Annotated in this window: 11 protein-coding genes; 7 read left to right on the forward strand and 4 right to left on the reverse strand. The window is 65.6% G+C overall.

What is annotated here, in order from left to right; translation table 11 throughout:
- The first annotated feature begins 228 nt into the window (after positions 1-228).
- From DXH78_RS01495 to DXH78_RS01505, 3 genes are all read left to right on the forward strand, one after another.
- A complete protein-coding gene (locus DXH78_RS01495; protein WP_115515402.1) occupies positions 229-1,770 on the forward strand; it encodes a sigma-54-dependent transcriptional regulator in 1,542 nt (513 codons plus the stop codon).
- A gap of 225 nt (positions 1,771-1,995) precedes the next feature.
- Entirely contained in the window at positions 1,996-4,119 is a 2,124-nt protein-coding gene (locus DXH78_RS01500) for a L,D-transpeptidase family protein (RefSeq protein WP_115515403.1), read from the forward strand.
- A 218-nt stretch (positions 4,120-4,337) separates the two neighbouring features.
- Positions 4,338-5,942 carry a peptidoglycan L,D-endopeptidase MepK gene (locus DXH78_RS01505; protein ID WP_115515404.1) on the forward strand — a complete coding sequence of 535 codons (1,605 nt, stop codon included), beginning with the start codon at positions 4,338-4,340 and terminating at the stop codon, positions 5,940-5,942.
- A 137-nt stretch (positions 5,943-6,079) separates the two neighbouring features.
- Here DXH78_RS01505 and DXH78_RS01510 read toward each other — a convergent pair whose 3' ends face one another.
- The 4 genes from DXH78_RS01510 to DXH78_RS01525 form a co-directional block, all read right to left on the reverse strand.
- Positions 6,080-6,355, reverse strand: a complete 276-nt coding sequence (locus DXH78_RS01510; RefSeq protein ID WP_115515405.1) for a DUF2312 domain-containing protein — start codon at positions 6,353-6,355, stop codon at positions 6,080-6,082.
- Between the two features lie 180 nt (positions 6,356-6,535).
- Positions 6,536-6,844, reverse strand: coding sequence for a DUF1244 domain-containing protein (locus DXH78_RS01515; protein WP_115515406.1), 309 nt, complete (start codon positions 6,842-6,844; stop codon positions 6,536-6,538).
- Positions 6,845-6,957: 113 nt separating this feature from the next.
- The gene (locus DXH78_RS01520) at positions 6,958-9,162 is read right to left on the reverse strand and encodes a xanthine dehydrogenase family protein molybdopterin-binding subunit (protein WP_115515407.1); all 2,205 of its coding nucleotides are present in this window, start codon (positions 9,160-9,162) and stop codon (positions 6,958-6,960) included.
- Positions 9,159-9,620: a (2Fe-2S)-binding protein gene (locus tag DXH78_RS01525; protein ID WP_115515408.1), complete on the reverse strand. Its 462-nt coding sequence runs from the start codon at positions 9,618-9,620 to the stop codon at positions 9,159-9,161. The genes DXH78_RS01520 and DXH78_RS01525 overlap by 4 nt, the downstream gene beginning before the upstream one ends.
- A gap of 185 nt (positions 9,621-9,805) precedes the next feature.
- On the opposite strand from DXH78_RS01525, the gene DXH78_RS01530 reads away from it, so the two are divergent.
- The 4 genes from DXH78_RS01530 (at position 9,806) to DXH78_RS01545 (ending at position 14,518) form a co-directional block, all read left to right on the forward strand.
- On the forward strand, positions 9,806-11,095 hold the full coding sequence (locus DXH78_RS01530; protein ID WP_115515409.1) for a glycerate kinase type-2 family protein: 1,290 nt from the start codon (positions 9,806-9,808) through the stop codon (positions 11,093-11,095).
- A 63-nt stretch (positions 11,096-11,158) separates the two neighbouring features.
- Positions 11,159-11,740: a DUF1036 domain-containing protein gene (locus DXH78_RS01535; RefSeq protein WP_430727464.1), complete on the forward strand. Its 582-nt coding sequence runs from the start codon at positions 11,159-11,161 to the stop codon at positions 11,738-11,740.
- Positions 11,737-13,170, forward strand: coding sequence for a pyruvate kinase (gene pyk, locus DXH78_RS01540; protein WP_115515411.1), 1,434 nt, complete (start codon positions 11,737-11,739; stop codon positions 13,168-13,170). Before DXH78_RS01535 ends, pyk begins: the two co-directional genes overlap by 4 nt.
- A 130-nt stretch (positions 13,171-13,300) precedes the next feature.
- A complete protein-coding gene (locus DXH78_RS01545; RefSeq protein WP_115515412.1) occupies positions 13,301-14,518 on the forward strand; it encodes a GGDEF domain-containing protein in 1,218 nt (405 codons plus the stop codon).
- The last annotated feature ends 41 nt before the right edge of the window (positions 14,519-14,559 follow it).

Genomic DNA, 14,559 nt, shown 5'->3' on the forward strand with positions numbered 1-14,559 from the left:
TCGGTTCGGACGCTCACTTTACCCAAGCTTGCCCACAATTAAGCGTTCGGCAGTGGCGGCGCGATGGCAATCCGGGACATTTTTCCGTCTTTTTCACCCTGTCGGCAGAGCCCGGCCCCCGGCCCGATCCGATTAAGAAGCCCTTAAGCGTGCCTCCCAATACTGCGCCAAATCGGCACAGCCTGAGTCGCGTTAGAGCGCGGGCCGCCGCGCTGTAAGGGCGTGTCCATGTCGCAAGTCGTGTTGATCGTCGACGACGATCCGGTCCAGCGTCGCCTGCTCGAAGCGATGGTGCAGCGTTTCGGCTACCGGGCGATCACCGCCGACGGCGGCGACGCGGCCTTGGGCGTGCTCACCGGCGTCGATGCGGTCGCGGTCGATTGCGTCATTCTCGACCTCGTGATGCCGGACCTGGACGGCCTCGGCGTCATGGCGCGGATGCGCCAGGCCAGCCTCGATATTCCGGTCATCGTTCAGACCGCCCATGGCGGCATCGACAATGTCGTCTCGGCGATGCGCGCCGGCGCCACCGATTTCGTCGTCAAACCCGCCAGCCCCGAGCGCCTCGAAGTCTCGCTGCGCAATGCGCTCGCAGTCCGCGCGCTCGCCGGCGAACTGCAGCGCGTCAAACGCAGCCGCGATGGCACCTTGAGCCTCGCCGATGTCATCACCCGTTCGCCGGCAATGACGCCGGTCCTGAAAGCGGCGGAGAAGACCGCGGCCTCCGACATCCCCGTCCTGCTCGAAGGCGAAAGCGGCGTCGGCAAGGAACTGATGGCGCGCGCCATCCATGGTTCAGGCGAGCGCCGCGCCAAACCCTTCGTCGCCGTCAACTGCGGCGCGCTGCCCGAGCACCTGATCGAGTCGATCCTGTTCGGTCACGAGAAAGGCGCCTTCACCGGCGCCACCGAAAAGCACACCGGCAAATTCGTCGAAGCCGACGGCGGCACCCTCTTCCTCGACGAAGTCGGCGAACTGCCGCTGGCGGCGCAGGTGAAGCTGCTGCGCGCGCTGCAGGAGAGCGAAGTCGAGCCGGTCGGCTCGCGCAAGACCGTGAAGGTCAATGTGCGCATCATCTCCGCCACCAACCGCGACCTCATCGCCGAAGTGAAGGCGGGGCGCTTCCGCGAAGACCTGTTTTATCGCCTGCACGTCTTCCCGATCACCATTCCGCCGCTGCGGCAGCGGCCGGAAGACATCGAGACGCTGGCGCGCCATTTCGTCACCCGCATCGCCGCCGAGCAGGGCAAGCGCATCCGCGGCCTGGATGCCGCGACGCTTCATGCGCTCGCCGCCCATCGCTGGCCGGGCAATGTGCGCCAGCTCGAGAACGCGGTGTACCGCGCCGTCGTCATGGCGGATAGCGACACCATCGGCATCGCGGAATTTCCGCAGCTTGCGACGACGAACGGCGATGCAATGGTAAACGTCGGCATCGCGCCGGCCACCGCTCCGTCGTTCGATCATGACGCCGTTTACGTTGACGGCAGCATCAGCTTGCAGGAGCGCATGCTGCGGCTTAATCCTTCAGCCATGTCGCAGACACAACCAGTCCTGTCGTTAACCGACGATCGAAACGACGTGAAACCGCTCGAAGATATCGAGCGCGAGGTCATCCGCTTTGCCATCGAGCATTATCGCGGACAGATGTCGGAAGTCGCGCGCCGTCTCAAAATCGGACGCTCGACGCTGTATCGCAAGCTCGAAACGCTGCAAATGCACGACGAAACGAGCATCGCGCCCGACAACAACCCCGTCGACGCCGGTTAATCATTAAAATTTTAACGACCGCGCGCCGCGTTCACTTTGATGCAAAGTAAGCGGCGACCGCACGGCGATTTCATTTCATGCCGCGCGCCGTTCGGTCGCATAATGCGCCGATAACACTTGTCCTATGCTTGTCTTGCCGGAGAGACCGGCCGGCGCCAGTTAACAAGTCGCATTGCATTCGATGCATCGTGGTAACGGCGCCGTGTGGTGTGGAGTTGAAGCGTGATGCGTAAATCGAGGTTCGAGCGTTTGCTGGCCGGCACTGTGCTGGCCCTCACGACGGCGACAGTGACGACGGCGACGCCGTCTTTCGCCGCACCCGACGGCATCCGTCAGGTCGCGCCGCTGCCGCCGTCGCTGAACGGCGTGCGTGTCATTCAGCGCCGTCCCGAACCGGCACAGGACCAGGTCCGCGTCGATCCGCCGGCGCCGGTGCCGATGCCCCCCGAGGTCCGCCGCGAAGCGCCGCGCCCCGAACCGGTGCGCCTGGAGACGCCGCGTCAGGAATTAACGCACCCCGAGCCCGTGCGTCAGGAGCCCGCGCGCGTCGAGACACCGCGGCAGGACCCGGCGCGTCAAGAACCCGTGTCGGCCGAGCCGGCCCGCGCCGAAGCGCCGCGCGACAGCGGCGTCATCGCCTCCGCGCTCGACAAGATTTTCGGCGTCTCCGATGCGCAGATTGCCGACAGGCTGCGCGCTACGATGGCCGGCAGTAAAGCGGACAAGGGCGACTCCGAACGCAAGGCAGTCGAGAGCTTTTATGCCGCGCGCAATTACGCGCCGGTCTGGATCCGCGACGGCCGCCTGACTGGCGGCGCCAAATCGGCGGTCCTGCGCATGAAGAATGCGCAAGGCGATGCGCTCGAACCGGCCGACTATCCGGTGCCGGATTTCGCCCACGCCAACGGCGCCGACCAGCTCGCCGCCGCCGATCTCAAGCTCACGCTCGCGGCGCTCGATTATGCACGCCATCTCTCGCTCGGCCGCATCGCGCCGACGCGCGTGACCGCGGAAGTCGATTACGGCAAGCGCGACATGGACAACGCCGATGCGCTGCGCAAGCTTGCCGACGCCCGCGACGCCAATACTGCCTTTGACGGCTTCGAGCCGCCGCACCAGGCGTACAAGGCGCTCAAGCGCAAACTTGCCGACATGCGCAACGCCGGACCGCGCGCCGATGCGAGCGAGCGTATCGCCGGCGGCCCGGCGATCAAACCCGGCGACAAGGATGGCCGCGTGCCGCAATTGCGCGAGCGGCTCAATGTGCGCCTCGCGGTGCAGGGTCCCCGCACCACGCAGGTGCGCGACCCACGCACCGGCCGCATGAAGACCGTGAAGGTGGCTGGCGAAGATCCGAAGGCCGCCGAACTCGTCTATGACAGGGCGCTGTTCAACGCGATCAAGAACGTGCAGGCGCGCGCCGATATCAAACCGACCGGCGTGATCGACAACAAGACGATCGCCGCCATCAACGGCCCGACCCAGCAGCAGCAGATCGACACCGTCATGGCCAATATGGAGCGCTGGCGCTGGCTGCCGCGCAACCTCAGCGCCAATTACGTGATGGTCAATGTGCCGGACTACACGCTCAAGGTCGTGCGCGACAACAACGTCGTCTGGCGCACCAGGATTGTCGCCGGCAAGCCGCAGACGCCGACCCCGCTCCTGACCGCGGCGATGGACAATGTCGTCGTCAACCCGTCCTGGTATGTGCCGCAGTCGATCATCCAGAACGAACTCCTGCCGCAATACGCCAGCGACCCGAACATCTTCGACCGCATGGGGCTCGAAGTGAAGCGTGGCGCCGACGGCCACATCAATGTGGTGCAGCCGCCGGGCATGGCCAATGCGCTCGGCCGCATCAAGTTCAACTTCCCGAACAAGTACCAGGTGTATCTGCACGACACGCCGGAGAAGCGGCTGTTCGCAGCCGACAAGCGCGCCTTCAGCCATGGCTGTATGCGCGTCGAGAACCCGACCAAGTTCGGCGAGGTGATGCTGGCGATGGCCATCCCCGGTCCGACGCCGACGCAGCCGCAGATCGAACGTCTCGTCGGCCATGAGGAAAAGACCTTCAAGATGGTCAACCGGCCGATGGTGCATCTGACCTATCAGTCGGCTTTCGTCGACGATGACGGCAAGCTGCAGATGCGCGACGACATCTACGGCTTCGACAAGCGCATCCACGCCATCATGACGAGCGACGAACGCCGTGTCGCCGACGTCGCGCCGCCGCAGGACAAGTCGCGCGATCTGGCAACGATGAAGAGCAACCAGGAAATCCTCGGCCGCGTCGAGCGGCGCGAAGCGGGCAATCCGTTCTCGTTCTTCGAGAAGATTTTCAGATAAGCGCTCACGGCTGCGCTGACGCACATACTGTCGACCCTCCCCCGCCAGGAGGAGGGTATGATTCTGCCTGAAGTTCCCTCCGATACCGACCTTATTTCGACAATTTTGCCCCTTAACCAAAGTGCCGCACGGGGGATCATCGCCCGCATAAGGGATGGTTAACGAAATCCCGCCAACACTGACGGCCGTCAGCGCGGCCGCTTGAACCGGGCGTACCGATGGCTGTCGGACGAAGTTCGTGGATTGTGTCAGTGTCGGTACGCGGCGTGTCTCGCCATAAATCCCTTTTCAATCGGCGCCTGGGCACCCGGCTCGGCCTGTCGGCCGCGCTCGCCGGCATCGTGCTGCTGGGCGCCGGCAACGCGCTGCTGCCCGCCGCAGCCGAGGGCGACAGCCGCACCCTCTCCTTCCTGCATCTCCACACCCGCGAGACCATCACCGTCACGTTCAAGCGCAACGGCCGCTATGACGATGCCGCGCTGACGAAGCTCAACTGGTTCCTGCGCGACTGGCGCCGCGACGAACCCACAACGATGGACCCCAAGCTGTTCGACATCTTGTGGGAAGTCTATCGCGAGGTCGGCGGCAAGGAGCCAATCGAGATCATCTCCGCCTATCGCTCGCCCGGCACTAACGCCATGTTGCGCACGCGCTCGAGCGGCGTTGCCGAGAACTCAAACCACACCACCGGCCACGCCATCGATTTTGAAATTCCGGGCGTGCCGCTCGCCAGAATCCGCGAAGTCGGCCTGCGGCTGCAACGCGGCGGCGTCGGTTTCTATCCCACCTCCGGCTCGCCTTTCGTGCATCTCGACACCGGCTCGATCCGCCACTGGCCGCGCATGACGCGCGAGCAGCTCGTCAAGGTTTTCCCCGACGAGCGCACCGTCCACATTCCTTCCGACGGCCAGCCGCTGGCCGGCTATGCCTTGGCGCTGGCCGACGTACAGAGTCGCGGCAATGCGCCTTCGAACGTGTTGATGGCGCAGGCGCGCGAAGCCGGCATTACCGAAGCGCGGAGCGACACGGCGAAGAAGCCGCGTAGTTTGCTGGCGGCGCTGTTCACCCGGTCCGCCACCGCGGATGAGTTGTCGGACGAGGCCCAGGCGGCCGAGCCGACGCCAGCCAAGGTCACGCTGGCGAGCGCCAGTGCCAAGCCCGACGTAAAGCCGAAGCCGGTCGCCACCGCGACAATCGTGCCGTTGCCATCATCGCGGCCGAGGCCCATCGCTGTTGCCGCCGCCGACCCGGCGCCGGCCGCGGCGAATGTCATCGCACCGCCCGGCGGCGCGCTGTGGGCCAACGCCGTCGAGAGCGGCGATCTCGCGCCGAAGGTCGCGCAATCGCCTTTCACCTTCGCCGACACCATGACGACGGCCTCGACCAATGTGCTCGCTTATGCCGCCGAGCCGGCGCGCGTCGCCACGCAGTTGCCGCCGCCGCGCCCGGCCAAGGCGCCGCCGATGGGCGCCAATATTCCCGTGGCGCCGCCGGCGGCCATGATCGCCGCTGCGCCCGCCGGCACCAGCGCCGCACAGGTGGTCGCCCCTGCGATCGCCGGCGGTGGCGGCCGCACCGACAGCCCGTGGCTGCGCGCGGCCATCCTGACGCCGGACCTCGCGAGCTTCATGACTGCGACGCATATGGGCGCCCGCGACATGAGCCAGTTCGGCCATCTGTTCCACAAGCCGGCGCAGGCGGTGATGATGAGCTTCTCGGCCGACCCGGGCCTCGGCCTCGTCGCCGGCCGCTTCACCGGCAGCGCGGTAACCTTCCTCGCCACGGCGACCTTCGTGCCGCAGACCACCGCATCGCTGCGGTAATGACGACTTGTCCCGGACGCGATGCAGCGTAAAACGCTGCTTCGCAGAGCCGGGACCGTCTCACATTCGGAATTTGGGAAGATCCCGGTTCAGCAGCGCGTCATTGCATGCCGCGCTGCGCCCGGGACAAGAGAACCTTACTGCAACATCCCCAGGGCGTGCATGTAGGTCTCGAGGATCTCTTCCTGCTCGCGGCGCTCGTTGGCATCCTGCTTGCGCAGGCGCACGATGGTGCGCAGCGCCTTGGCATCGAAACCGTTCGACTTGGCCTCGGCGTAGACGTCCTTGATGTCGTCGGAGGTCGCCTTCTTTTCCTCTTCCAGCCGCTCGATGCGCTCGATGATCGCCTTGAGCTGATCCTTGGCGAAGCGGTGCGAGGTTTCTTCTTTATCGGCCGCTGCGGGCATCGACATACCTTGAACTCCTTCAATACGCACTGAACGCGCGCGCGGCAGAACCCGCGCAAGCCGCGGGAACCGGACAACGTCTCACCGGAAAGCTTTCGGAATTCAAGCGCTCAAGGTCAAGGCGGGGGTGGGGTCATCCACGTTGTTCACAAGCGCCATTCTTTTGGTTGTCACGAATGGCTTTTTTCAGTGGCCCGGTCTGGACTTTTCGAATGCCGCCTTCTGCTCGGACGACGCCTCTTTCTGGTGCTTGGCGCGCCATTGCTCGTAGGGCTCGCCATAGACGATCTGGCGGGCCTCGTCCTTGGAGAGCGGCACGCCCTTGGCGTCGGCGGCGTCCTTCATCCAGTTCGACAGGCAATTGCGGCAGAAGCCGGCCAGATTCATCAGGTCGATGTTCTGCACGTCGGTCCGCTTGCGCAGATGCTCGACCAGGCGGCGATAGACGGCCGCTTCGAGCTCAATGCGGGTCTTGTCGTCGAATTCGGCGCTCATGGAAAAGCCTTTCCTCGGTTTCCTCGAAGATAGGGTCGCCGGAGCGCCGTTTCCATCAAAAAACCCGCCGCATTCCGGTCTGGAACGCGGCGGGCCGGATTCATGACCGAAGGTCAGGTCTTGAGCGCCGCTTTCACCCGATCCGGCGAGAACGGCATCTCGCGCAGCGGCTTGCCGGTCAGCGCCAGGAAAGCGTTGGCGACCGCCGGCGCCGCACCGCCGATGGCGAGTTCGCCGACCGGGAGCGGGATGTCGCCGGAACGCTGAACCTCGGTCATGAATCGAGGCACGTCCGACTGGCGCAGGACCTCGTAATCGTGGAAATTCGACTGCTCCACCGCGCCGTCCTTGATCGAGATCGCCTCCTTCAGCGCGCCGCTGAGGCCGTAAACCAGGGCGCCCTCGATCTGGGCGACGACGTTGTTCGGCTGCAACGGCAGGCCGACATCGGCGACGCTCCACATGTTGTGGACCTTGATCTTGCCGCTGGCGCGGTCGGCGGAAATCTCGGCGACCGTGGCGATCATCGAGAACCCGACCGGCGGCAGGCCGAGCTTGGAGAAGGCCATACCGAGCGCACGGCCGTCCGTCCGCTTGCGCTTCCACTCCGACATCTCGGCGACGCGCGAGACGATGGCCTTGGCGCGCGGGTCCTTGAGCAAGGCCATCCGGAACTCGAACGGGTCCTTGCCGGTGGCGCGCGCGATCTCGTCGATCATCGCCTCATTGGCAAAGTTGGTGTAGCCCGCGCCGATGCCGCGATAGGCGGCGACGCGCGCGCCGCGATCCTCGTAGATGTGCTCGGTGACATGCGCCGGCACGTCGTAGAACGGCATGTCGGCGCCGTAGATGACGATGAGATCGACGCCCTTGTCGGCCTCGAGCCGCGCCTGGTTATAGACGTAAGGCGCGACCGGTTCGGCGGCGAGGCGATGACGCCACGCCACGACCTTGCCCTCCGCATCGAGACCGACATCGACCTTTTGCGCCGTCATCGGCCGGAAGCGGCCGACACGAATGTCGTCCTCGCGGCTCTGCACCATCTTCACCGGCTTGCCGACAGCCTTCGACAGCAGGACGGCGTCGGTGACGTATTCCACGAAAGCGCGCCGGCCGTAGCCGCCGCCCATCTGCAGCGTGTGGAATTTGACCTTGTCCGGCGTAACGCCCGCCGCCTTGGCCGCTTCCTCGACGGATTTGGTCGGCCATTGCGTACCGGCCCAGACCTCGACACCATCGGCCGTCACCGACGCGGTGCAGCTCAAGGGCTCCATCTGCGCGTGATAGACATAAGGCGAGGTGAACTCGGCCGAGATCACCTTGGCGGCCGACGCCAGCGCCGGTTCGGCCTCGCCGGTCTTGCGCACGACCACACCCTTCTTCGAGGTGTCGCGCACCGCGGCGAGATATTCCTTCAGATCGCGGCCGGAATCGATCTTCGATCCCTTGGCGTCCTTCCACGTCGCCTGCACCTTGTGACGCGCGGCGAAGAGCTGCGGCACCGATTGTGCGACGATGCCGATGGCATGATCGAAGGCCACCGCATCGACAACGCCGGGCTGCTTCTTGATCTCGTCCCGGTTGAACGAGACCGGGCCCGAGCCACGCGCCGGCGCCCGCACGATGGTGCCGTACAACATGCCCGGCACCTGAACATCGCTGGCATAAGTGAGGCGTCCGCTCGATTTGTCAGCGATGTCGAAACGCGGCGTATCCTTGCCGAGCAGCCGGAACTGCGCCGGCGGCTTGAGTTGCTCCGGCTTGATCTCCGGCAACTTGTCCGAGACCTGCGTAATCGAGGCGGCTTCGCCGTAGCTCATCTTCCGATTCGAGGCGGCGTGCACAACAATGCTCGGCTCGGTGGTCAGCTCGGTGACCGGCACATTCCACTTCGCCGCCACCGCATCGAGCAGAACGCGGCGGGCCTGCGCGCCCGCAGTGCGCAACGGCATCCAGTAGCCACGGGTGGTCAGGCTCGCGACCTGGTACTGGGCGCGGAACACCGGATGATTATAGGCCGGATTGACCGGCGCCTGTTCGATCTTCACCTTGCTCCAGTCGGCATCGAGTTCTTCGGCGATGATCAGCGGCAGCGCGGTGTTGACGCCTTGCCCCATTTCCGGCGCCGGCATCAGGATCGTGATCGCGCCGTCGCCGGCAATGGTGACATAGGCGTTGAGCTTGCCGGTGACGCCTTGCGCCAGTGCGTCCATGGCCGGCGCAAAGGCAAAAGCGAAGGTCAGACCGGCGGAGCCGGCGAGCATCTGGCGGCGCGTCAGGCCGCTTTCGGTGCGCATGGCTTTATCGATCATGTTCATGACCGGCCTCCCGCAGCGCGTTCGATGGCGCGCACGATGCGCGGATAAGTGCCGCAACGGCAGATGTTGCCGTCCATGTGCTCGACGATCTGATCGCGCGTCGGCTGTTTATTTGTCGCGAGCAGCGCCGCGGCCTGCATGATCTGGCCCGACTGGCAGTAGCCGCATTGCGGCACCTGCTCGGTAACCCAGGCCTTCTGCAGCGGATGCTGACCGTCCGGCGACAGACCTTCGATGGTCGTCACCTTGCGACCCTGCACCTGCGACACGGAGGTCTGGCAGGAGCGCACCGGCTTGCCGTCGACATGGACCGTGCAGGCGCCGCACAGGCCCGAGCCGCAGCCGAATTTGGTGCCGGTCAATTTCAGTTGTTCGCGCACGACCCAGAGCAGAGCCGTGTCCGGCTCTGCGTCGACGCGCGCAGGTTTTTCGTTGATCGTGAACGAAATAGACGCCATCAGTTCCCTCCCTCGAGGAATGTCTGTTGCCGGGCGCGGTTTTTCCGCGTTCGTTGCAGCCGGAGCGTCAACGAACCTGACGCGCCACGCTTGGCGGCCAGAGTCGAAGAAGGCATCCGTACTGCCTTGTTAGAACTGGATAAATTATAGACAGTAATCGCCGCCGGACAGGTAGGAAAAGATTGATGAGCGACGGACTGCGACCATTTCTCACAGGATTGTTTCGCACAGCAGTGGAGGTCGCCCACCCGGCGTCGTTCCTGCCCGGGCTTTTGCCCACGCCGCCGAAAGGCCGTGTCATCCTGCTCGCCGCCGGCAAGGCCGCCGGCTCGATGATCGAAACCGCCGAACGGCATTATCTCGACACGCTCAAGCTGCCCACCGACCGGCTCGCCGGCATTGCCGTAGCGCGGCATGGCTATGGCCGGCCCACCCGTGTGGTGACGATGATCGAGGCGGGACACCCGGTGCCGGACGAAGCGGGTTTGAAAGGCGCAGCCCGCGCGCTCGAACTCGCGGGCAGCGCCGGCGCCGACGATATCGTGCTGGTGCTGATGTCGGGTGGCGCCTCCGCCAACTGGATCGCGCCGTCTGGCGGCATTTCGTTCGCCGACAAGCAGACGGTGACGCGGGCGCTGCTGCGCAGCGGCGCGCATATCGGCGAAATCAACACCGTGCGCAAACATCTCTCGCGCATCAAAGGCGGACGCCTTGCCGCGCATGCCTTCCCGGCAAGAGTGATCACTGTCGCAATTTCCGACGTGCCCGGCGACGATCCTTCCGCAATCGGCTCCGGCCCGACGGTGCCCGATCCGACAACGCTCGCCGACGCGCGCGCCATCGTCGTCAAATACAAACTCGATCTGCCGGCGTCGATCACGCAAGCGCTGAACGATCCTGCCAACGAATCGCCCAAGCCCGGCGATCCGAAGCTCGCGCATTCATCTTTCGTGCTCGCCGCGCGTCCGCTCGATGCGCTTAAGGCCGCCGAGAAGGCGATCACCGCCGCGGGCTACGAATGCATCTCGCTCGGCGCGGATGTCGAGGGCGAGGCGCGCGAGGTTGCGGCCCGCCATGCGGCGATGGCGCGCGATCTGCGCATCAAGGGCAAGCGCGCCGTGATCGTGTCCGGCGGCGAACTCACCGTGACCATGCGCGGCAAGGGCCGAGGCGGCCCGAACCAGGAATACGCGCTGGCGCTGGTGGCGCCTCTGGCCGGCTTGGCTGGCGTGGCTGGCATCGCCGGCGACACCGACGGCACCGATGGCGGCGGCGGCTCCGCCACCGACCCCGCCGGTGCGCTGGTCGACGGCGATACGGCCGCCCGCGCCAGGGCCCTTGGCCTCGATCCGGCCGCGTTTCTGGCCGATAATAATTCGACGGAATTCTTCGCCCGCCTCGGTGACCTGCTTGAACCGGGCCCTACCTTCACCAACGTCAACGACTTTCGTGCGATCGTCGTCGACACGCCATGATCGTCGTCGACACGCCATGATGGTCTGCTTTACAACGTTGAATCGTCAGACCACGCCGGCACCGTGACCCCTTTGCTTTTTTCACTCGCCAGATGCCGCGTCCTCCGCCTCGCCGCCGTCCTCGTGCCGGCGTTGATCGTCTGCGCCTTCGCCACCGCTGAGCCGGCGCGCGCCGACTTCCGGCTCTGCAACAACACCGGCGGCCGCGTCGGCGTCGCCATCGGTTACAAGGATGCCGAAGGCTGGATCACCGAAGGCTGGTGGAACATCTCCGCGCGCAGCTGCGACACGCTTTTGCGCGGCACATTGGTCGCGCGCTACTACTACATCTATGCGATCGATTACGATCGCGGCGGCGAGTGGTCGGGCCATGCCTTCATGTGCTCGCGCGAAAAGGAATTCACCATTCGCGGCACCGAGAACTGCCTGGCGCGCGGCTATGATCGCACCGGTTATTTCGAAGTCGACACACAGGAGCAACGCTCGTGGACGGTGCAGTTGACCGACACCGCCGAGCAGCCGGTCGACCGGCCGCTCTCGCCGCGCAGCGGACCGCCACCGCGCACGCCGTTGGGCGGCGGGCCACCGCCTGGAGGCGCACCGCCGGCGTCGCCTGATCTCAACAAGGAAGGACTGCGCCGATGAGACGCCACCGCCGTGCCAAGATCGTGGCCACGCTCGGGCCGGCTTCGTCCAGCCGGGACATGATCGACGCGTTGTTCAAGGCCGGCGCCGACGTCTTCCGAATCAACATGAGCCATACCAGCCAGGAGCGTCTGCGCGAACTGGTGGCGATGATCCGTCAGGTCGAGGAGGACAACGGCCGTCCGATCGGCATTCTCGCCGACCTGCAAGGCCCGAAGCTGCGCCTCGGCACCATTGCCGGCGGCGCGATCATGGTGAAGCAGGGCGACACCGTGGTGCTGGATTCCAATCCGGCCATTGGCGGCGCCGACCGCATCTATTTGCCGCATCCGGAAATCATCGCCGCGGTGCAGCCCGGCCATACGCTGCTGATCGACGACGGCAAGGTGCGACTTACCGTGACCAAGACCGAGCCGGACCGGATCACCTCGCGCGTCGAGGTCGCCGGCAAGCTGTCAGACCGCAAGGGCGTCAGCGTGCCGGATACGACGATTCCGGTGTCGGCGCTCACCGCCAAGGATCTCTCTGATCTCGAAGCGGCGCTTGAAGCCGGCATCGACTGGCTCGCGCTGTCCTTCGTGCAGCGGCCCGAAGACGTGGCGGAAGCCAAGAAGCTGACGCGCGGCCGCGCGCTGGTGATGGTCAAGGTCGAAAAACCACAGGCCGTCGCGCGCCTCAGCGAAATCATCGAAATCGCCGATGCCCTGATGGTGGCGCGCGGCGATCTCGGCGTCGAGATGCCGCTCGAGAAGGTCCCGGGCGTTCAGAAGCAGATGACGCGGCTCTGCCGCGCCACCGGCAAGCCGGTCGTGGTTGCGACGCAAATGCTGGAATCGATGATCTCTTCGCCGGTGCCGACGCGCGCCGAAGTCTCCGACGTCGCCACCGCCATCTTCGAAGGGGCGGATGCGGTGATGCTGTCGGCGGAATCGGCGGCCGGGCAATATCCGCTCGAGGCGGTCGAGACCATGAGCCGCATCGCAACGCAGGTGGAGAGCGACCCGCCCTATCGCGAGATCATCAATGCGCAGCGCACCAGACCGGAAGCGACCGGCGCCGACGCCATTGCCGATGCGGCGCGGCACATTGCCGACACGCTCGATCTGGCCGCCGTGATCTGCTGGACCTCGTCGGGATCGACGGCGCTGCGCGTGGCGCGCGAGCGTCCGCGTCCGCCGATCGTGGCGTTGTCGCCGAAGATGGAAACCGGCCGCCGCCTCGCTGTGGCGTGGGGCGTGCATTGCGTCGTCACCGAAGACGCACATGACCAGGACGACATGGTCGACCGCGCCTGCCGCATCGCCTTCAAGGAAGGCTTCGCCAAGCCCGGCCAGCGCGTCATCGTCGTCGCCGGTGTGCCGCTCGGCACGCCGGGCGCGACCAACATGCTGCGAATCGCTTATGTCGGCGCCGACGACAGCGCCGATTGAGGATTCCGAGGCTTGTTTCAGCTGACCGCCGCCGTGATTTACCTTTCGGCAATCACGACCGGGGCCGGACGAAATCGTAAAGCCGTTGTTAAGCCCCAAGGTGTCTTTAGGCCCTGAAACGGGGACAGGAATGCAGAAAGACGCCAGGGTCTACAGCTTGCCGAAGTGGCGCCTGACCCGCTGGCTGGTCGATGCCGGTCCCGGGATTCCTGACGACATCCGTGACGCGCTCATCGCCAGCCTGTTCAGCGGTCTGCCGGTCTTCTTCGGCGGCGCTGTCAATGTCATTCTGGTCGCCGGCGCGGTCGCGCTCCAGACGCAGAAGCCTGTGTTCATCGCCTGGTTTGTCTTCGAAGTCGTCGTCTGCCTGGCGCGGCTCGTCGTCCTGGTCATCGCGCGGCGCGCGGCGCTCGCAAGGCGCAAGACGCCCACCGATCTCTACCTGCTGCTGGGGCTGGCCTGGAGCTGCGGCGTCGGATACGGCGTTCTGACCACCATGGCGAGCGGCAACTGGCTGATCGCCAGCGCCACCTGTCTGTCGGGCGCGGCTATGGTTGGCGGCATCTGCTTGCGCAATTTCGGCGCGCCGCGTCTTGCCGCTGCAATGATCTTCTGCAGCATTGGGCCGAGCATCGCCGGCGCGGCGCTGGCCGGCGAACCGCTGTACTACATCGTGTTCATCCAGGCACCGATGTATTTCTTCGCCATGGCGGCCGCTGCCTTCCGGCTCAAGACCATGCTGGTGACCAGCATGCTTGCCGAACGTGAGAACGATCATCGCGCCCGGCACGACGCACTCACGGGCCTGCCGAACCGGCACGGCCTGGTCAACGCCGCGGAGGCCAAGCTTGCCGCCGCCTGCGAGACCGGCCGCCCGCTCTCGCTGCTGTTCGTCGATCTCGACGGCTTCAAGGCCGTCAACGACACCTATGGCCATGCGGCTGGCGATACGTTGCTCAAGCTGGTTGCCGAACGTTTGCGGCACATGCTGCGCCCCGACGATCTCGCCGCGCGCATCGGCGGCGATGAATTCGTGATGCTGGTCGCCAACCGCGACGAACGGGAAAGCATGGCCTTCGCCGAGCAACTGATCGCCACGGTATCGTCGTCCTACGATCTTGGCGGCGGCGCCAACGCCCCTATCGGCCTGAGTATCGGCATTGCCATGGCGCCCGAGCACGGCGCATCGATCGAAGCACTTCTGGCGTCGGCCGACGCCGCGCTCTACGAGGCCAAATCGAAGGGCAAATGCCGCTGCTGCATGGCGTCGGTCGCGGCCAACATCGCTGCCCTCCAGCGCCTCAGCGGTCACACCGTAACGGGCGAGGCCTCCTCGGTCGCGGCCTAGCGTGGCGGCCTTCGGCCCTTGCTGCTAACGAGAGCAGACCA

This window comes from Undibacter mobilis (assembly GCF_003367195.1).
GTDB lineage: Bacteria > Pseudomonadota > Alphaproteobacteria > Rhizobiales > Xanthobacteraceae > Pseudolabrys > Pseudolabrys mobilis.